This is a genomic window from Herbaspirillum sp. SJZ107 (assembly GCF_006715485.1).
Lineage (GTDB): Bacteria > Pseudomonadota > Gammaproteobacteria > Burkholderiales > Burkholderiaceae_D > Telluria.
In genome coordinates this window covers 950,744-969,819 of the sequence record NZ_VFNH01000002.1, presented here as the reverse complement: position 1 = coordinate 969,819, position 19,076 = coordinate 950,744, and the positions used below count along the sequence as shown (strand labels likewise).

17 protein-coding genes are annotated in these 19,076 nt (G+C 67.9%); 4 read left to right on the top strand and 13 right to left on the bottom strand.

Going from position 1 to position 19,076, the window contains the following annotated elements; genetic code table 11:
• The 6 genes from flgG to flgB form a co-directional block, all read right to left on the bottom strand.
• Positions 1-783 (bottom strand): flagellar basal-body rod protein FlgG, encoded by a 783-nt coding sequence (gene flgG / locus FBX97_RS13945; protein WP_141832544.1) that lies wholly within the window; start codon positions 781-783, stop codon positions 1-3.
• 64 nt (positions 784-847) lie between these two features.
• Positions 848-1,588, bottom strand: coding sequence for a flagellar basal-body rod protein FlgF (gene flgF, locus FBX97_RS13940; protein WP_141832542.1), 741 nt, complete (start codon positions 1,586-1,588; stop codon positions 848-850).
• Positions 1,589-1,765: 177 nt separating this feature from the next.
• Positions 1,766-3,295: a flagellar hook protein FlgE gene (locus FBX97_RS13935; protein WP_141832540.1), complete on the bottom strand. Its 1,530-nt coding sequence runs from the start codon at positions 3,293-3,295 to the stop codon at positions 1,766-1,768.
• Between the two features lie 50 nt (positions 3,296-3,345).
• Positions 3,346-4,065, bottom strand: a complete 720-nt coding sequence (locus tag FBX97_RS13930; protein WP_141832538.1) for a flagellar hook assembly protein FlgD — start codon at positions 4,063-4,065, stop codon at positions 3,346-3,348.
• A 22-nt stretch (positions 4,066-4,087) separates the two neighbouring features.
• On the bottom strand, positions 4,088-4,489 hold the full coding sequence (gene flgC / locus FBX97_RS13925) for a flagellar basal body rod protein FlgC (RefSeq protein ID WP_141832536.1): 402 nt from the start codon (positions 4,487-4,489) through the stop codon (positions 4,088-4,090).
• Complete coding sequence (flgB, locus tag FBX97_RS13920) at positions 4,489-4,917, bottom strand: flagellar basal body rod protein FlgB (protein ID WP_141832534.1); 429 nt, start codon at positions 4,915-4,917, stop codon at positions 4,489-4,491. The genes flgC and flgB overlap by 1 nt, the downstream gene beginning before the upstream one ends.
• A 179-nt stretch (positions 4,918-5,096) precedes the next feature.
• Here flgB and flgA point away from each other — a divergent pair, with 179 nt between their 5' ends.
• The 3 genes from flgA (at position 5,097) to FBX97_RS13905 (ending at position 6,713) form a co-directional block, all read left to right on the top strand.
• Complete coding sequence (gene flgA, locus FBX97_RS13915; protein ID WP_141832532.1) at positions 5,097-5,804, top strand: flagellar basal body P-ring formation chaperone FlgA; 708 nt, start codon at positions 5,097-5,099, stop codon at positions 5,802-5,804.
• 100 nt (positions 5,805-5,904) lie between these two features.
• On the top strand, positions 5,905-6,219 hold the full coding sequence (flgM, locus tag FBX97_RS13910; protein WP_141832530.1) for a flagellar biosynthesis anti-sigma factor FlgM: 315 nt from the start codon (positions 5,905-5,907) through the stop codon (positions 6,217-6,219).
• A gap of 20 nt (positions 6,220-6,239) precedes the next feature.
• Positions 6,240-6,713 carry a flagella synthesis protein FlgN gene (locus tag FBX97_RS13905; RefSeq protein WP_141832528.1) on the top strand — a complete coding sequence of 158 codons (474 nt, stop codon included), beginning with the start codon at positions 6,240-6,242 and terminating at the stop codon, positions 6,711-6,713.
• Here the strand turns inward: FBX97_RS13905 and FBX97_RS30405 are convergent.
• A complete protein-coding gene (locus tag FBX97_RS30405; protein WP_141832526.1) occupies positions 6,710-9,175 on the bottom strand; it encodes a bifunctional diguanylate cyclase/phosphodiesterase in 2,466 nt (821 codons plus the stop codon). The genes FBX97_RS13905 and FBX97_RS30405 overlap by 4 nt on opposite strands.
• A complete protein-coding gene (locus tag FBX97_RS13895) occupies positions 9,172-11,439 on the bottom strand; it encodes a bifunctional diguanylate cyclase/phosphodiesterase (protein WP_255517460.1) in 2,268 nt (755 codons plus the stop codon). The genes FBX97_RS30405 and FBX97_RS13895 overlap by 4 nt, the downstream gene beginning before the upstream one ends.
• A gap of 276 nt (positions 11,440-11,715) precedes the next feature.
• Here FBX97_RS13895 and FBX97_RS13890 point away from each other — a divergent pair, with 276 nt between their 5' ends.
• Positions 11,716-12,804: a M35 family metallo-endopeptidase gene (locus tag FBX97_RS13890; protein WP_255517459.1), complete on the top strand. Its 1,089-nt coding sequence runs from the start codon at positions 11,716-11,718 to the stop codon at positions 12,802-12,804.
• 12 nt (positions 12,805-12,816) lie between these two features.
• Here the strand turns inward: FBX97_RS13890 and FBX97_RS13885 are convergent, their stop codons facing one another.
• From FBX97_RS13885 to FBX97_RS13865, 5 genes are all read right to left on the bottom strand, one after another.
• Complete coding sequence (locus tag FBX97_RS13885; RefSeq protein ID WP_141832524.1) at positions 12,817-13,323, bottom strand: hypothetical protein; 507 nt, start codon at positions 13,321-13,323, stop codon at positions 12,817-12,819.
• The gene (locus tag FBX97_RS13880; protein ID WP_185748590.1) at positions 13,323-16,769 is read right to left on the bottom strand and encodes a chemotaxis protein CheB; all 3,447 of its coding nucleotides are present in this window, start codon (positions 16,767-16,769) and stop codon (positions 13,323-13,325) included. The genes FBX97_RS13885 and FBX97_RS13880 overlap by 1 nt, the downstream gene beginning before the upstream one ends.
• Positions 16,770-16,847: 78 nt before the next feature.
• Positions 16,848-17,585 carry a flagellar motor protein MotD gene (gene motD / locus FBX97_RS13875; RefSeq protein WP_141832520.1) on the bottom strand — a complete coding sequence of 246 codons (738 nt, stop codon included), beginning with the start codon at positions 17,583-17,585 and terminating at the stop codon, positions 16,848-16,850.
• A 14-nt stretch (positions 17,586-17,599) separates the two neighbouring features.
• The gene (locus FBX97_RS13870) at positions 17,600-18,343 is read right to left on the bottom strand and encodes a flagellar motor protein (protein ID WP_141832518.1); all 744 of its coding nucleotides are present in this window, start codon (positions 18,341-18,343) and stop codon (positions 17,600-17,602) included.
• Entirely contained in the window at positions 18,334-19,062 is a 729-nt protein-coding gene (locus FBX97_RS13865) for an RNA polymerase sigma factor FliA (protein ID WP_141832516.1), read from the bottom strand. Before FBX97_RS13865 ends, FBX97_RS13870 begins: the two co-directional genes overlap by 10 nt.
• Between the last annotated feature and the right edge of the window lie 14 nt (positions 19,063-19,076).

The following is a 19,076-nucleotide window of genomic DNA, read 5'->3' as shown; positions in this document are numbered from 1 at the left end:
TCACAGTTGTGCCAGTTTCTGCAGCATCTGGTCGGAGGTGGTGATCGCCTTGCTGTTGATCTCGTAGGCGCGCTGGGTCTCGATCATGTTGACCATTTCCTCGACCACGTTGACGTTCGAGGTCTCGACGAAGCCCTGCATGATGTAGCCGCTACCGTTGGTGCCCGGCACGTTGGCCTGGGCGGTGCCCGAGGCGCTGGTCTCGACGTACAGGTTCTCGCCGCGCGACTCGAGGCCGGCCGGGTTGATGAAGTTCGAGACCTGCAGCGCGCCGATCTGGGTGGTGGCGGTGGTGCCCGGGGTGGTCACGGACACGGTGCCGTCGCGGCCGACGGTGATCGACACCGCATTGTTCGGCACCGTGATCGGCGGCTGGATGACGTAGCCGCTGGAAGTGACCAGCTGGCCCTGGTTATCGGTCTGGAAGGAACCGTCGCGGGTGTAGGCCTGGGTACCGTCCGGCAGCAGCACCGAGAAGAAGCCGTCGCCATTGATCATGACGTCCTTGGCATTGCCGGTCTGCTGCGGATTGCCCTGGGTGTGGATGCGCTCGGTGGCGACGGTGCGCACACCGGTACCGATCTGCAGGCCCGACGGCAGCTGGGTCTGTTGGGAGGATTGGGCGCCGGGCTGGCGCACGTTCTGGTACAGCAGGTCCTCGAACACGGCACGCGACTTCTTGAAGCCGTTGGTGCTGACGTTGGCGAGGTTGTTGCTGATGACGTCGAGGTTGGTCTGCTGGGCTTCGAGGCCGGTTTTGGCGATATGCAGCGAACGGATCATGGTGTTCTCCTAACGGTAACGAGAACATCCCGTCACCCACCATGAAATTATGTCCCAGCGGCAATCAATTCAAAGCAAGGATCTGGGCGGCTTTCGCCGCGTTATTCTCCGCGTTCTTCAACAGACTCATCTGTGTCTCGAAGGAACGTGCCAGACTGATCATGTTGACCATCGAGTCTACCGCCGACACGTTGGAGCCTTCGAGCGCGCCGCCGACCAGGCCCACCGCCGGGTCGGACGGGGCGCTGCTACCATCCTTGAGGCGGAACAGGCCATCGTCGCCGCGCACCAGGTCGGCATCGTTCGGACTGACCAGCTTGATGCGGCCGAGCACGGTCGAGGTGGCCGGCACGGTCGTGGTCGACAATGCGGAAATGCTGCCGTCGCGGCCCACCGAGACCCGGGAATCGGGCGGAATCGTGATCGGACCGTTCTCGCCGGCGATGCTCAAGCCGTTTGCCGTCTGCAGGATGCCGTTGGCGCTGACTTCGAGCGCACCGTTGCGCGTGTACGACTCGGTGCCGTCCGCCATCTGCACCGCGATCCAGCCCTTTCCTTTCACGGCGACGTCGAGGTCGCGCCCGGTGACCTGCAGCGCGCCGGCCGAGAAATCGCTGCCGACCGTGTTGTCGACCACGAAGGCACGGGTCGGCAAGCCCTCGCTCTGGACCGGCACCGCCCGGAAACTGTCGAGCTGGGCACGAAAACCCGTGGTGCTGACGTTGGCCAGGTTGTTCGACGTGGTGGCCTGCTGCTCCAGGATGTGCTTGGTGCCGCTGGCGACTGTGTAGATTAGGCGATCCATTTTTGTTTCCTAAAGTTGACTGGACACCACCGGGGCCCGCGTATCCTCACCGTCGCCCCTGCGAAGGCAGGGGTCCAAGTTGGAGGCGAGTCGTTAGCGCAAACAGTACTTGGGTCCCTGCCTTCGCAGGGACGACGTTGATAACCTGCGCGGCGACTCACATGTTACTTAAACTTATTAACGCAGGTTCACCAGCGTCTGCAGCACCGAATCCTGGGTCTTGATGGTCTGCGCATTCGCCTGGTACACGCGCTGGGCCGTGATCATGTTGACCAGTTCCGCGGTCAGGTCGACGTTCGAGCTTTCCGTGGCCGAGGATTGCAGCACGCCCATGCTGCCGGTGTCGGGCGCGCCGACCACCGGGTTGCCGGAGGACGAGGTTTCGGCCCAGGCGTTGTTGCCCAGCGGCTCGAGACCGTTCGGGTTGGTGAAGTTGGCGAGCACGATCTGGCCCAGCGGCTTGGTCTGGCCGTTGCTGTACTGGCCCAGCAGGATGCCGTCCTGGCCGGCCGAGAAGCGCTGCAGGTGGCCGGCGGTGTAGCCGTCCTGGGTGGTTTTCTTTTCGCTGGTGTCGGCACCGTACTGGGTGCTGCCGTTGAAGCCGAGCTTGATCGGGATGGTTTCGCGGGCGCCGGTGGCCGGGTAGACCGGGAAGTTCACGGTCAGCGGCAGCGTCTGCGGGGCCATCAGCGAGGCCGACAGCGCGCCGTTCGAGTCGAAGCGCAGCGTGCCGACCGGGACCGACGGCACCTGGACCGCGGCGGCGATGTCGGCATCGACCTTTTCCGGGGTGTAGCCCGGCGTGCCGCCGGCGCTGGTGGCGGCGGCGCGGATGGCGTCGAGGGTGGCCTGGCTGGCGCCGGCGGCAGTGGCGGCGGCGACCACCGCGTCGGCGGACTTGCTGGCGTAGTCGGCCAGCGCGCTGCTGACGGCGGCGGCGTCGGCCGGCACCGCCTTGGTGGCGGCGGTCCAGCCGGCGCGCGCGGCGACCGCGGTCGGATCGGCCTGGCTGGCGCCGGCGACGTCGGTGTTGGTCATTTCGGTGCCGTCGCTGCCGACGTACACGTCCCAGCTGCCGGTTTCGGCGTTCTTGACGTAGTACATCGACATCACGTGGGCATTGCCCAGGGTGTCATAGACGTCGATCGGGACCTGCTTGTTGTAGGTGGTCGGGTCGGTCGCGCTGAACGGGAAGTTGGCCGGCGGGCTTTCGCGCGAATCGAGGTTGATCGAGGTGTCGACCTTGGTGGTGGCGACCGGCTTGATGTCGGCGGTGTTGATCTGCAGCGGCTGCGGGGTGCCGGCCAGGATCTGGCCGCCGTTGCCGACGCCATAGCCGGTCAGGTTGGCGCCCTGCGGGGTCACGATGAAGCCGTTCTTGTCGAGCGAGAACTGGCCGTTGCGGGTGTACTGGGTCAGGCCCGAGCTCTGGGTGCGGAAGAAGCCGGCGCCGTTGATGGCGATGTCGAGCGGGTTGTTCGAGGTCTCGATGTTACCCTGGGTGAACTGCTGGGCGATACCGGCCACGGCCACGCCGATGCCGGCCTGGTTGCCGCCGGCGCCGTTCAGCGAACGCGCATAGACGTCGGCGAACTGGGTGGTCGACCCCTTGAAGCCGACCGTGCTCGAGTTGGCGATGTTGTTACCGATGACGTCCAGCGATTTGGCTGCGCCGTTCAAGCCGCTCAGGCCCTGTTGGAAAGACATGCTTTACTCCTGGATATGCGTATGAAATAGGACGGATGCAAGCGTGCCGCTTACAGGACTTGCTTGACGTCGGCCATGGTGACCGCGCCCTTCGAAGGCAGGTTGAGCTTGACGCCGTCGGTGCCGCCGGTCGTCACGCTGGCAACGCTGTCGAACTGCAGGCCCTTGACGCCGGTCAGGGGCTGGCCGCCGGCGGTCGCCGTCACCGTGAACTTGTAGTTGCCGTCGGCCAGCGTCACCGGATTGCCGTTGCTGTCGAGGCTGGAGGCATCCGGCACGCCGTCCCAGGCCAGCGGCAGCACGCCCGCCTTTTGCGCGCCCAGGTCCATGGTCTGCACCGTGTTGCCCTTGCTGTCGGTAATCACCACCTGCACGGCATCGGCGTCGGTGTCGAGTTCCACGCCGAGGATGCCCTTGCTGCCGGACAGGGCCACGCCATCGCCTTCGACCAGCACGCCATGGCCGATCAGGTTGGTCGCCGAAATCGATTCCGAGCTCTGGTAGCTGGCCTTCAGCGATTCCAGCGTGTCGTTCAGCTTGTTCACGCCGGTGACGGTCTGCAGCTGGGCCAGCTGGCTGGTCATCTGCGAATTGTCCATCGGGTTCATCGGATCCTGGTTCTGCAGCTGGGTCACCAGCAGGGTCATGAACTTGTCGGTGTCGGCCTTGACGCTGTCGGTGCCGGCCGCGCCGGCCTTTTGCGCGTTCATGGTCGACATCAGGTTGTTGATGGTCGTCGGGGAGCCGGTGGTGGAATTTACGGTAGCCATGGAAAGAAGGATAAGTGTGGGATTACTGGCCGATGGTCAGGGTTTTCAACAGCATGGTCTTGGCTGCGTTCATGGTTTCGACGTTGTTCTGGTAGGAACGCGAAGCCGACAGCATGTTGACCATCTCGTCGACCACGTTCACGTTGGGCATCGATACATAGCCCTTGTCGTCTGCCAGCGGATTCTTGGGGTCGTACATCTGTTTCAGCGGCGACGGGTCCTCGATCACTTCGCGCACCTTGACGGCGGTGGCGCCGGCGGCGACCGGCACCGCCTCGAACACGACCTGCTTGGCGCGGTAGGCTTCGCCGCTGGCGCTGGTGGCACTGTCGGCGTTGGCCAGGTTGCTGGCGGTGGTGTTCAGGCGCTGCGACTGGGCCGTCATCGCCGAACCGGCGACGTTGAAGACATTAAAGAGCGACATTACTGGCCTCCCTGGATCGCCGCCATCAGGTCGCGGATCTGGTGGTTGATCATGCTGATGCCGGCCTCGTAGCGCAGGCCGTTGTCGGCAAACTGGGTGCGTTCGGTATCCATCTCGACCGTGTTGCCGTCGACCGCGCCCTGGGTCACGGTGCGGTACAGGACCGGGGTGCCGTCCGTCAGCGTCTTGCCGTCCGCCGCGGCGCCGATGTGGGCGGCATTGGTGGTTGCCAGCGCGTTGCCGCCCTTGCCATCGCCGCCGGCGCGGGCAAGAGCGCCCTGCAGCGCGCTCGAAAAGTCGATGTCGCGTGCTTTATAGTTGGGCGTGTCCGCGTTGGCGATGTTCGACGCCAGCAATTCCTGGCGCTGGGCACGCAGGCTCAGCGCGGTTTCATTGAAACGCAGATAGTCGTCGAGTTTGCCGATCATGTGTGACTCCTTGGCTTACCTTAGAGCAAGTTTTGTTGGAACAGGATGGATCATACGGACCTGTACGCTCTTTCAATCGGGCAATAAGGGGTCCCAAAACCGGGCTATTCCGAGTTTCACTGTAGAATCAACAGGCCTAAGATGGCAGCCTTGAAGAAATCCACTTGTCCCTGGATCCCATGAAACGCATTCTTGTTAGTGTTGCGCTGGTGCTGGTGTCCCAGCTGGCCCAGTCCCAGCAGGCGCAGGCGCCGGCGGCGGGCCGCCAGAACCTGGCGGCCCTGCGCACGGTCGCCGAACAGTTCCTGAAGACCGAAACCGCCGGCCTGCCCGGCGAGGTCAGCGTCAAGGTCGGCGCGATCGACGCACGCACCGCGCTGGCTGCCTGCCCGGCCCCGGAAGCCTTCCTGCAGCCGGGCGCGCGCGCCTGGGGCAAGACCACGGTCGGCATCCGCTGCATCGCACCGTCGAACTGGACCCTCTTCGTACAGGCCCAGGTCAACGTCAAGGCCGAGTACGTGGCGGCCGCGCTGCCGCTGGCGCAGGGCCAGCCGATCGAACAGGGCCAGCTGGTGTTGGTGAAAGGCGACATCGCCGCCATGCCGAACGGCATCGTCACCGACATGGCGCAGGCGATCGGGCGCACCCCGACGGTGTCGCTGGCGGCCGGCACGCCGCTGCGCCTGGACAGCCTGCGCAGCCGGCCGGTGGTGCAGCAGGGCCAGGCAGTACGGCTGGTATCGAACGGCAGCGGTTTTTCGGTGTCGGGCGAAGGCAAGGCGATCGGCAACGCCGGCGAAGGCCAGGTGGTGCAGGTGCGTACGGCGGGCGGTTCGGTGGTCAGCGGTACCGCGAAAGCCGGGGGCATGGTCGAAGTGGCATTTTGATTTAACAATCGCAGCGTATCTGGCCTAAAGTTTTCGGCCAGGCCTCCGATAACGACAGCAGATCCCGGACGTTCGGCTCCGACCTGAGAAGGATGATGCTGTGAAAATCAACGATACACTCAAAGGCAATGCAGGCATTCCGGCCCCCACCACGCCGGCCACGAATGCCAGGACCAGCGACACCGCGGCTGCGGCCACGGGCGCAACCGGCGCTGCCGCCACCGAGACCGTGCGCCTGTCTTCGCAAGGACAGGCGCTGGCGGCGACCGGCAGTGCAAACCAGGTGTTTGACACCAAGAAAGTAGAACGCATCAAGGCGGCCATCGCGGATGGCCAATTTCAAGTGAACTCGGAGAAAGTGGCGGACGGCCTGCTGGAAACGGTGCGCGGCCTGCTGCACTCCCGCAAACAATAGCTCATTTACTAAATTTAACCATGGCCATCGCATCTCCAAGCGCTACCCTGCGCGACGAACAGCAACTGATCGCTTCCATCGTGGAAGTCATGAAACAGGAACAGCAGCTGCTGGTCAGTGCGGATGCCGATGGCCTGGCCACCCTCACCCCCGAAAAACTGAAGCTGGCGCAGCAACTGGGCGAACGCTCGCTGCTGCGCCACAAGGCGCTGGCCGCCGCCGGTTTCGCGGCCGGCGAAGCCGGCATGGAGCCCTGGCTGGCCGTCGGCGGCAACGGCGGCGCGCGTGCCGACTGGGATCGCCTGCTGGACCTGACGCGCCAGGCCAAGGAACTGAACCGGGTGAACGGGATGCTGCTCAACAAGCAGCTGGCGAATACGACCGGCGTGCTGAATGCCCTGCGCGGGAACAGCGGTGCCGGTACCGGCGGCGTATATGGGGCCAGCGGGCAGACGCTGGCGACCGGGCCGTCGCGGCGCTTCGTGGTCGGTTAAGTACGCTGGAATGCATCTTCCGCCATCATCGCCTCCAGTTGCGCCGGCCACACCGGCGGGCTGAAATAATATCCCTGGATCTCGTCGCAGCCGTTATCGCGCAGGAATGCCGCCTGCTCGGCCGTCTCCACTCCTTCCGCCACCGCTTCCAGGTTGAGGCCGTGCGCCAGCGCGATGATCGCGCGCGTGATCGCGGCCCCGTTCGGGTCCTCGGTGACGTCCTTGACGAACGACCGGTCGATCTTCAGCACGTCGATCGGGAAGCGCTTCAGGTAGCTCAGCGACGAGTACCCGGTGCCGAAGTCGTCGATCGACAGCGCCACCCCGAGTGCCTTCAGCGAATGCAGCACCTCGGCCGCTTCCTCGGTATCGCGCATCACCGTGCTTTCCGTGATCTCGAGTTCGAGGCAGGCCGGGTGCAGGCCGCTGTCTTCCAGCACCGTGCGCACCCGCTGCGCCAGGCCGACCTGCTGGAACTGGCGCGCCGACAGGTTCACCGAGACCCGCCCCGGATCCAGGCCATCGGCGCGCCAGCGCGCGGCGCGGCTGCAGGCTTCGCGCAGCACCCACATGTCGAGTTCCACGATCAGGCCGGTCTCCTCGGCCAGCGGAATGAAGTAGGCCGGCGGCACCAGGCCCAGCGTCGGATGGCGCCAGCGCACCAGCGCCTCGATGCCGGCCATGCGCGTGGCGGCTGCCGGATCCGCGAGGCTGATGCGCGGCTGGTACTGCAGGGTCAGCTCGCCGCGCGCGATCGCATGGCGCAGCAGCGCCTCCAGCTCGACACGTTCGCGGATCACGCGCGCCATCTCGGCGGTGTGGAAACGCAGGCGCCCCGGACCGTCGGCGCGGGCGCCGCTCATCGCCAGCTGGGCCGACTGCAACAGCTCGGCCGACGACAACGGTGCTGAATCCGCCGGTAGCAGTGCGATGCCGGCGCTGGCCGACAGGAACACGTGCTGGCCACCCAGCACGAAGGGGTCGCGCATGCAGCCGAGCAGGCGCTCGCCCAGCGCCAGCGCCGCCGCGCGCCCCGACTGCTTCTGCACCACGATGAATTCGTTGCCGCCCTGGCGCGCCAGGGTGTCGCCGGCGCGCAGCTGGCGCGACAGGCGCGCCACGCATTCGCGCAGCACTTCGTCGCCGCCGGACCAGCCGTAGCCGCTGTTGATCTTGCGGAAGGCGTTCAGGTCGAACACCAGCACCGCCAGCGTGCGCCCGTCCTGGCGCGCCGCAAGCGTGGCCTCGTCCAGGGTCTCCAGGATGCGGCGCCGGTTCGGCAGCCCGGTCAGGGCGTCGTAGGTCAGCTGCTGCAGCAGCGCGCGCTCCAGGCCGCGGCGTTCGGACACGTCGCGCACGATGGCGATGTGCTGGCCGGCCGGGGTGGCGCCGCGGCGCACCTCGGCCGGGAACGGCGCGCCGTGCAGGCGCCGGCATTCGGTCTCGCCGTCCCCCGCGCTACCCGTCGGCACCAGCACCTCGAGCGCCATGCCGGCGGCCTCCGCGCGCGCGACCCCGAACAGCTCTTCGGCGCGCGCGTTCATCATGGCGATGCGCCCGTCCGGAGTAGCCAGCAGGATCGCGTCCGGCGCGCATTCCATCAGGCTGCGGAACTTGTTCTCGCTCTCCAGCAGCGAGCGCTCCGAGCGCATCAGGCGCAGATACGGCGCCTGCACCGCGCCCACGTGGACCGCGCCGTACAGGAACAGGTAGGCGGCCAGTTTATAGACGTGGCCGCTCACCGACAGTACGTCGTTGTGCTGCCCATACAAGACAAAGCCGCAGCCGCCCAGGGCCATTGCCGCGGCCGCCACCGCCAGGTAGCGGTCGGTGCGCAGCCGGCTGTCGCGCGCGCGCGCCGCGAGCAGCAAGGCGGCCACCAGATTGATGGCGATGAGGACAGATTCCCAGCCGATCTTGAATGGCGTCGGTCCCTGTCCCGGTACCCGCACCGCGCGCAGCAACCACGGCGCATCGAGCGCCAGCCAGTACCCGGCGGCCGTCGCAACCAGCCCGGCCAGCAGCGCCAGCGTACGCGCCTGCCGCTCGACCACGCGCTCGCGCGGCACCAGCGCGGCCGTGAACAGCGCCAGCGTGGCGTGGGTCCGCGACAGCAGCGAAAACACGGTGGCGCCGGCCTCCGTTGCGGCATCGGGCATTCCAGGCAGGCCGCGCGCCAGCAGCAGGTGGCCGACGTCGAACAGGCCGATCGCCAGCGCCACCGGTGCCAGCAGTGCCACCCGTACCGGGACCTGGCGGCCGGTGCCGTGCCAGCCGGTGGAAAAGGCCAGCACCGTGACCACCACCGAAAACACTTCGAGCACGGTATGCACCGGCCCGTACCAGCGCGGCGCCCACGGCAGCAGCGCGCCGCCGCCGAGCACCAGCCAGGCCATGACGGCGGCCAGCAGGCAGACCAGCAGCGCCGGCGGTCCCAGCGGCAGGCGCAGGTCCGGCCTCATGCCGCCGCGTCCTCCAGCTGGGCGTGCAGCATGGACTCGAGTGCGGGTGCGGCCAGCGGCCGGCTGAAGCGGTAGCCCTGCATCCGGTGGCAGCCGTGGGCGCCGAGGAAGGCTTGCTGGCCGGCGGTTTCGACGCCTTCGGCGATCACGTCCAGCTTTATCGAGCGTGCCAGCGCGATCACGGCGGTGACGATGGCGGCATTGTCGAGATGGGCGTCATCGCCGCCGATGCCGGCGACGAAGGAGCGGTCGATCTTGAGGCTGTGGATCGGGAAGCGGCGCAGCGAGGACAGGCTCGAATAGCCGGTACCGAAATCGTCGATCGCCAGCTGCACGCCCATCGCCGCCAGGCGCGCCATGGTCTCGGCGGCGGCCGGATTGTCCATCAGCACGCTTTCGGTGATCTCCAGCGTCAGGCAGGACGCTTCGCAGCCGGCCTCCGCCAGCAGGCGCGCGACCCGGCCGGCCAGATCCGGCTGGCGGAACTGGCGCGCCGACATGTTGACGCTCATGCGCAGCGGCGCAAAGCCGCGCCGCGCCAGCAATGCCTGCTGGCGCAGCGCCGTCATCAATACCCACTCCCCGATCGGCACGATCAGCCCGGTCTCCTCGGCCAGCGCGATGAAGTCGGACGGCGCCACCAGCGCCCCGCCCTGCGGCTGCCAGCGCAGCAGCGCTTCCAGGCCGACGATGCGGCCGCTGGCGGTGTCCACCTGCGGCTGGTAATGCAGCACGAACTCGTCGTTCAGCAGGGCGCGCTGCAGCCCGGTCTCGAGACGCAGGTGGGCCTGGGTCTGGATGCCCATGTCGGCGGCATAGAAGTGATAGTGGTTGCCGCCGATCGCCTTGGCGCGGTACATCGCGCTGTCGGCTGCCTTCAGCAGCGCGGCGCTGTCCTCGCCGTCGTGCGGGTACATGGCGATGCCGATGCTCCCGGTCGGGAACACTTCCTGGCCGCACAGCACCAGCGGCTGGAACAGGCGGTCGAGCACCTTCTGGGCCACCAGCGCGGCGTCTTCCGGCGCCGCCAGGTCGTCCAGCACCACCACGAACTCGTCGCCGCCCTGGCGCGCCACGGTGTCGCTCTCGCGCAGGCTGCCGGACAGGCGGCGCGCGATCTCGATGATCAGCTGGTCGCCGGCCTCGTGCCCGAGGCTGTCGTTGATGTGCTTGAAGCGGTCGAGGTCGATGAACATCACGCCCACCTGGCGGCGCATTTCTCCCGAACTTTTACGCTGGGCCTTGCACAATGCATGGGCCAGGCGGTCCTGCAGCAGCGCGCGGTTGGGCAGCCCGGTCAGCGCGTCGTGGTTGGCCATGCGCAGCAGCGCCGCCTCGGCTTCCTTGCGGCGCGAGATGTCCTCGACCGCCAGGATCAGGCGCAGCTGGCCGGACGCCGCATCGCGCATCGTCGACGCGCTCAGCGCCACCCACACGATGCACCCGTCCTTGCGCACGTAGCGCGTCTCGCGCTGGAAGTCGCCGATCTCGCCGGCCGCCAGGGTGGCCATGATGGCGCTGTCCTCGTGCAGGTCGTCGGCATGCGTGACCTGGTGGAAGAAGCGCTGAAACAGTTCGATCTCGCTGTAGCCGACGATGTCGGACAGCTTGCGGTTCACGCGCAGGAAGCGCCCCTCGCGCGACAGCAGCGCGATGCCGATCGCGGCCTGGCTGAAGGTCAGCCGGAAAAACGCTTCGCTTTCCTGCAGGCGCATGCGCGCCTGGCGGCGGAAGGTCACGTCCTGGCCGATCAGCAGCAGCAGGTCGCCGCTGGCCTGGCGCGTGCGCCGGATATTGAATTCGAACCAGCGTGGCCGGCCGCCGTCGCGTGCCGCGCCGTCGAGCGCGACCGGCACGCCGTCCTGCGGCTCGCCGGTGGCCAGCGCGGTTGCCATGCGCAGCATCAGCTCGGTGCTCGGGACCAGCGTTTCCAGCGCCGGATGGGCGGCGATGACCGCATCCGGCACGCCCAGCATCTCGCTCATGGTGCGGTTGATCGAGAGCACACGGCGTGCGGCGTCGACCACGATCAGGCCGGCCGGCATGCCACCAATCACTTGTTCAAGGTAGTTCTGGTATTGCAGCACCGTGTCGGCCATGGTGTGGGCCACCGCTGTACTGATACCGCTGGCCGGCTCATGGCCGCCTTGTGCATCGTTATTCAAAATCGTAACCAGGTTGGCGCCGCGCCAGCACGGCGGCAGGGTCATGTCGTCGAGCGTTGTGCGCTCGGAGGGGCGAATCCGGAAGTCGAAGCCTGGCAACGGTGGCGCCTGCGTGCTTGGCCAGGCGCGATGCTCATGGAAACCGAAGAATTCTTATGCGAAAGATTTGTTAGCGTTCTGCATCTTTGCATTCTATCCATTTATTGCATTTGCATCGAGCAATCTTTACAACCAACAGTCGGGAGTGTTGTGGCTGTGCAGCACTAACAGCATTGCCACACCGGCCAGGCGCGATGATTATTGCGATCAGGCAATACAACGGCGTCGGATTCCTTCTACAACGGGGATTCATTCATCACGCGACAGGAGGTCGACATGGTCGGCAAACAAATGGCTGCGGCCGCATTGGCCGCCGTGGCTGCGCTGGCATCGATGGCGGAGGCGGCGCCGGCAGCACCGGCAGCACCGGCGGCGGGTGGCGTGCGGGTGACCGTGACGCCCGAGCGCACCAGCCTGGGCAAGAGCGACGAAGTGGCGGTGGTGGTGACCATCACCAATACGTCCGGCGCCACCGCCTACCTGCTGAAGTGGCAGACGCCCTTCGGCGCGGTCGAGGCGCCACTGTTCGAGGTCACGCGCGACGGCCAGCCGGTGCCTTACCTGGGACGCATGGTCAAGCGCGCCCCACCCGCGCCGGACGACTACATCGCGCTGGCGCCGGGGGCCTCGCGCAGCGTGCGGGTCGAGCTGTCGGCGCTGTACCGGATGGACGTCACCGGCGCCTACAGCATCCGCTACCGCGACGGCGTGCTGCAGCTGTTCGGCAAGCCGTCGTCGAGCTATGCCCCGGCGCATGCGCTGGCCGAGCCGGCCCTTCCGGCGGCTTCGGTGTACATCGCCGGGCGCCTGCCGCGCGGCATGGCGGCGCCGGAACCGCTGCCGCAGGGTGGCGCCGCTCTCGGCTTCAGCCAGTGCTCGAACCCGCAGCAGCAGTCGGTCACCGAGGCGTTCAAGGCGGCCCAAACGATGGCGCAGGATGCCGGCGCCTACCTGCAGGGCACGCAGGGGCCGCGCTACAGCGGCTGGTTCGGCGCGGTCGACGCGGCGCGCACGGCCACCGTCGCGCGCCACTTCACCGCAATCGGGGAAGCGTTCGCGGGCAAGCCGGTGACGGTCGACTGCGGCTGCCGCGAGGATTACTACGCCTATGTCTACCCGAACCAGCCGTACAAGATCCACGTGTGCAACGCATTCTGGAGCGCACCCATGACCGGCACCGATTCCAAGGGCGGCACGCTGGTGCACGAGATGAGCCACTTCACGGTGGTGGCCGGCACCGGCGACTGGGCCTACGGGCACGAGGCGGCGGCGGCGCTGGCGGCGGGCAATCCGGAGCGGGCGATCGACAACGCCGATTCGCACGAGTACTTCGGCGAGAACACGCCGCACCAGGACTTGCGCTAGAGGCCGTCCCGGCTATTGTTCTGCCCTGGCCGGGGCGGCGTGGCTGAAGCGCACCGCCTCGGTCTGCAGCGGGCTGGTCGCCTCCAGCTGCTTGACGTCGCCCAGCGCCTCGCCCGCATAACGAATCTCGTAGCTGTGCTGCCCCGGCTTGAAGTCGTAGAACGGCGTGATGTCGATGGTATGGGTGTGCGCCGAATGCGGCGCCAGCTCGAAGAAGTCGGCCGCCGTCGGCGGGCCGCGCTTGACCCACGGCCCGATGTAGGGCACCTCTTCGCCACCGGGCAGCGCATGCAGCTCGAACAGCTGGCCGGTCAGGCCGTCGGCCGACGCGATCGTGCGCGGCAGCCCCACGCGGCGCTCGCCGCGGTTCTCGATCTTGAAGGTCACCAGCACCTTCTCGTGCCTGGCGTCCACGCTCAGGCTGGTATGCACATTCATCGTTTCTTCTCCATAGACCGTGCTCGCGGCCATCGCGGCCGACAGCATGGCGGCAATCATCATGGTCCGTCGTCGCATCATCAGCTCCTGTCGGGTTGGAACGATTTTGCCACGGCCGGTGCCGATGTGCCGCCCGCCACGCCGGTCCCGGCCTCGACGTTCATGCCGACCCATTTGCGCACGCTGCCGTCGATGTTGAACAGCGGTTCGGCACGTACCCGGGTCCAGCGCCAGCCGCCTTCCGGCCGGGACAGCCGGAACACGGCATCCACCACGCCGCGCCGCGCCACGGCGTCGCGCCACTGGCGGCCGGCCCGCTCGCGGTCTTCGGGGTGGACCGCATCCAGCCAGCCCTCACCCAGCCATGCCTCGGGCGTTTGCCCGGTATAGGCGCGCCAGCTCGGCGAATCTTCCACGATCATGCCGTCCGCATCCGCTTCCCACAGCGCCAGCGCCAGGCTGCCGATCAGGCTGCGCAGGCGGGCTTCGTTCTCGCGCAAGGTCGCTTCGGTGCGTTTCAGGGCATCGATGTCGGCGATGACGACGGTCGCCTCGCCGGTGCAGCGTCCGGTATCGTCGCTGACCGGCGCCGAGGCGACCTGGGTCCAGATCTCGCGGCCATCGTCCAGCCGGTACAGCATCTCGATACCGGGCACCACGCGTTCGCCGCGCAGCGCCCGGGCGCCGGGAAAGTCCGCGAATTCGAGGGGCCGCCCATCGGCGTGCCAGGCACGCCAGCGGTCGCCGCGCTCGCGGTCGCGCGAGGGCATGATGCCGGTCGGCAGGTAGCGGTGCATGGCCCGGTTCGACATCAGCATCACGCCGTCCGCCGCCATCACGCAGGCCCCCAGCGGCAGGCTGTCGAATACGGAGGACAGGCGCGCTTCGCTGGCGCGCAAGGCGTCCTCGGCGGCGCGGCGGCTGGTGATGTCGAAGAAGCTCATCACCGCGCCCTCGATGCGGTCGGAAGTGGTGCGGTACGGGTGCACGCGCACGATGTAGTCGCGTCCGTCCTTGCTGCGCACCTCGCGCTCGAGTGCCTGCAGGGTGTCGAACACCGCCGCCGCATCCTCGGCCAGGCGCGGGTAGTCGAGCCGGTTGGTGATGTGCAGCAGCGGCCGGCCGACGTCGGACGGCAGCACGTTGAAGAAATCGGCGATGCGCGGCGTGTAGCGCAGGATGCGCATGTCGCGGTCGAGGAAGATGGTGGCGACGCCGCTGGAGGCGACCAGGTTGGCCAGGTCGTCGTGCGCCTTGCTGCTCTCCTGGGCACGCAGGCGCTGCTCCCGGTTGTCGGCCGCCAGTTCCTGGTTGGCCGACAGCAGCTCCGCGCGGCCGTGCTCGAGCAACGCGGCGCCGGCGCGCAGTTCCTCGATCGTGGTCTGCATTTCCTCGGCCTCGATGCGCATCTCGCCGCTCGACACCTCGGCCTGCTCGATCGTGTCCCGCAGCTGCCGGCGCGCGTGGCGCAGCTCCTCGTCGAGCTGGCGCAGCAGGGCACCGTCTTCGAGCGGCACATGCGCCGCGGGCACATCCGCCATGTCCGCCCCGTCCGGCGGCGGCTCGTGGAATTCGACCAGCAGCAGTTCGCCCTCGGCATGCGGATCGCGGAACGGCAGCACCTGCATGTCGACCGCATGGATGCCGTCCCCGCCCTCGTAGCTCACCGGCCCGCTGGCGGCCTGGCGTCCGCTGCGGCGCGCCTGGAACAGCGCGGCGCGCAGTGCCAGCTGCAGCGGCGGCAGCACCAGCGCCGCCAGTTCGCGGGTCGGCTCGCCGCCGCCGGGGCGCAGGAAGCGCGCAGCGCGTTCCGAGACGTGCACGATGTCGGCGTCCGCGTTCAGCAGGATGCTGGGCGGCGCCCGTTCGGCCGCCTTGTGCAGGTGGATCTCGGCAAACGAGAACAGGCGCCCGCGCCGCTGCACCCGCGCCGGCGCGCCGCCGTCCGCCTCCAGGGCGACCGGCCCGTCCGGTCCCGGCGCCGCCTGCGCCGCCCATGCCGTCCGCGCCGCGCGTGCGAACGGCCCGGCCGGCGTGTGCGCCGCCGCCGGCCGCGCGCGGTAGATCCGCTGCGCCGCATCGACCGGCTCGAACAGGTCGGCGGCCGCGTCGGCCGACTCGGCGCTGCCCAGCATCAGGATACCGCCCGGGTTCAGCGCGAAGTGGAACTGCTTCAGCAGGTGGCGGTGCATTTCCAGGTTCAGGTAGATCAGGAAGTTGCGGCAGCTGATCAGGTCGAGCCGCGAAAATGCCGGCTCGTGCAGCAGGTTGTGGCGCGTGAACAGCACCTGGTCGCGCAGCGCCTTGCGCACCTTGTACTCCCCGGCTTCCAGCGTGAAGTGGCGCTGCAGCTGCGCCACCGGGACCGATTCGGCGATCGCGAGCGGATAGGTGGCGGCGCGCGCGACGTCGATCGCGTGCTCGTCGAGGTCGGACCCGAATACCTGCCAGGTCTGCCCTTCCCCGCTGCGCGCGGACTGGTCGGCCAGCAGCATCGCCACCGTCCAGGCTTCCTCGCCGCTCGAGCAGGCCGCCACCCAGGCGCGCGGCGCCGCCCGGCCGGGCTGGAACAGCGCCGGCAGCGCCAGCCGGTCGAGCGCCTCGAAAGCTTCGGGGTCGCGGTAGAAACTGGTCACGCCGATCAGTAGGTCCTTCAGCAGCGCGCGCGGCTCGCTGGAATCGCGCCGCAGCACCTCGCGGTAGGCGGCCAGGTCGGGCATGCCGCGCACCTGCAGGCGCCGCTCCAGCCGGCGCAGCAGCGTGGGCCGCCGGTAGTGGGTGAAATCGTGGCCGGTACGCTCGCGCAGTACCTCCAGCACCTCGCCCAGCGTGTGTTCGGGCCACGGCCCGAGGTCGAGCGGGACGCCGTCCAGTACCTGACCGTGCAGGGCACGGTCGCGGATGACGTTGGCGAGGTCGCGCAGCTCGGCCAGCCTGGCCGGGATGGCGCTGGCCGCCAGCACGAAATCGGCCATGCCGGCCTCGATGGCCGAGCGCGGCATGCTGCCGTATTCGGCATCGCTCGGCAGCTGGACGATCGTGGCGCCACCCATCTCCCTGATGCAGGCCAGGCCGGCGGTGCCGTCCGAGCCCATGCCGGACAACACCACGCCGACCGCGCGCTCCTTGTGCGCCGTCGCCAGCGTGCGCAGGAACAGGTCGATCGCCACCGGCCGTCCGCGGCTGCGCTCGAGCTGGTCGAGCACCAGGTGGCCGTCGTGCATGGCAAGGCTGCGGTCGGGCGGGATCACATAGACGTGGTCGGGCAGGATCGGCATGGTATGGGTCACCTGCACCACCGGCATGCCGGTCCCGCGCTGCAGCACCTTGTCGGCCGCGCTCGGCTCGTCCGCTGCCAGGTGCAGGATCACCACCAGCGCGATGCCGGGGCTGGGCGGCATGTTCTGCAGCAGCGTCATCAGGGCCGCGTAACCGCCAGCCGAAGCGCCGATGCCGACCACCGGGAAAGGCAGGCCGGCCTCGACAGCGGAGGACGGCCCGGCCTGGCTTTGTTTTTCTGGATCCATGAGGGTGCGATGCGTGCGCAGGTCACTGCACATTAACGCAAGCGCAGGGCCGCAGGCGCACCGCTCTGCGGGAACGGATTATTCGATGGTGCTGCCCGCCAGGATCGTCACCGCCACCCGCCGGTTGCGCGCCCGTCCGAGCGCGTCGTCGTTGGAGGCCAGCGGCCGGTTGGCGCCGCGCCCCACCGCCGCCAGGCGGCGCTCGGCCACGCCGTTGTCGACGAACAGGCGCACCACGGTACTGGCGCGCACCGCCGACAGCTCCCAGTTGGATGGAAAGGCGGCGTTCGCGATCGGCGCGTCGTCGGTGTGGCCCTCGACCTCGATCGCGTGCGGATCGTCCTTGAGCAATTGCGCCACCGCCTGCAGGGTCTCGCGCGCGCGGCCGGTCAGGCCGGCGTCGCCTTCCATGAACAGGATGCTGGCGTTGATGTCGATGGTGATGCCGCGCGCGTTGCGGGTCACGCGCACCTTGCCGCTGCGGACCAGCGGTTCCAGCACGCTGTCGAGCTTGCGCGCCAGCAGGTCGAGGCGCTCGCGGTCGCGCTTGGCCGCTTCGGCACGCTTGTGGGCGATGATGTTCGACAGCGGCAGCGCCTCGAGCTCGACCTGGGTGTTGGGGCGGGTCGCAGCGCCGCGGCCGCCGAAGGCGTCGCCCAGCGCTTCCGACAGCACCGTGTACTTGCCGACGTTGACCACCGAGACCGCATACATCACGACGAAGAAGGCGAACAGCAGCGTGATGAAGTCGGCGTAGGAAATCAGCCAGCGCTCGTGGTTCTCGTCGTCTTCCTGGTAGCGTTTGCGGCGCGGCATGGTCGGTGCGGCGCTCAGTGCTCGGCCAGCAGGCAGGCCACGCGCTCTTCGATCACGCGCGTGTAGTCGCCGGTGGCCATGTCGTGGAAGACATCGGTCAGGATCTCGTACTCGGCCACGCGCTCGGTGACGATGCCCTTGATCTTGTTGCCGACCGGGTAGAAGAACAGGTTGGCCAGGCCGACGCCGTACACGGTGGACACGAAGGCGACCGCGATGCCGGCGCCCAGGCGCGACGGGTCGCTCAGGTTTTCCATCACGTGGATCAGGCCGAGCACGGCGCCCAGGATGCCGACCGTTGGCGCATAGCCGGCCGCCGACTCCCAGATGCGCGCGGCCTGCCGTTCGCGGAATTCATAGTTGTTGATCTCGGTGTACATCAGGCTGCGCAGTTTATCCGGCTGGATGCCGTCGACCACCAGCCGCAGGCCCTTCTGGATGAAGGGATCGGCCTTGGCCATGTACTGTTCCAGCGACAGCAGGCCGTCACGCCGCGCGGACAGGCTCCACAGGTGGATCTCGCGCGCCAGCTGCGGCCGGCGGTCGGCCGGCGGCACGAACACCCAGCGCAGCATGCGCACGCCGCGCATGAAGGCCTTGCGCTTGGATTGCAGCAGCACCGCGCCGAAGGTGCCGACCACCACGATCGCGAACGCGGCCGGCTGCACCAGCGAGGACATCTTGCCGCCATCGAGCGAATGGCCGACGAAGATGCCGGCCAGCGCCAGCGCCAGACCGAGCAGGCTGCTCAGGTCCACGCCAGCTCCTTCAGGTAGGCACGCATGCGCGCCACGGCCTGGGTATGCAGCTGCGAGACGCGCGATTCCGACACGCCCATCACGGCGCCGATTTCCTTCAGGTTCAGCTCTTCCTCGTAGTACAGGCCCATCAGCATCTTCTCGCGCGGCGGCAGGTTGTCGATGGCGTCGATCACGGCCTGGCGGAAGTCGGTGTCGAGCAGCGCGCGCAGCGGATCGGCGTCGTCGACGGCATAGCGGTCGAGGAAGCTGTCGCTGCCCTCGTCGCCGTCGCCGCTATGGAAATCCTCGTAATACAGCAGCTGGTGGCCGCCGGAATCGCCCAGCATGTCCTGGTAATCGGCCAGCGACAGCTTGAGCGACTTCGCGACTTCCGACTCGCTCGGCGGGCGGCCCAGCTGCTGCTGCAGCGCATTCATCGCGGCCTCGACCTTGCGCATGTTCTGGCGCGTCGAACGCGGCATCCAGTCGCTGCTGCGCAGTTCGTCCAGCATGGCGCCGCGGATGCGCAGCACCGCATAGGTCTCGAACTGGGCGCCGTGGTTTTCTTCGTAGCGCTGAATCGCGTCCAGCAGGCCGATCATGCCGGCCTGGATCAGGTCATCGACCTCGACGGACGGCGGCAGCTTGGCCTTCATCTGGTGGGCGAGACGCTTCACCAACGGCATGTGCTCCGTCAGCAAAGTATTCTTGTCCGCTTTCCCTTTGACCGTGTACATTGAATTCGATGATA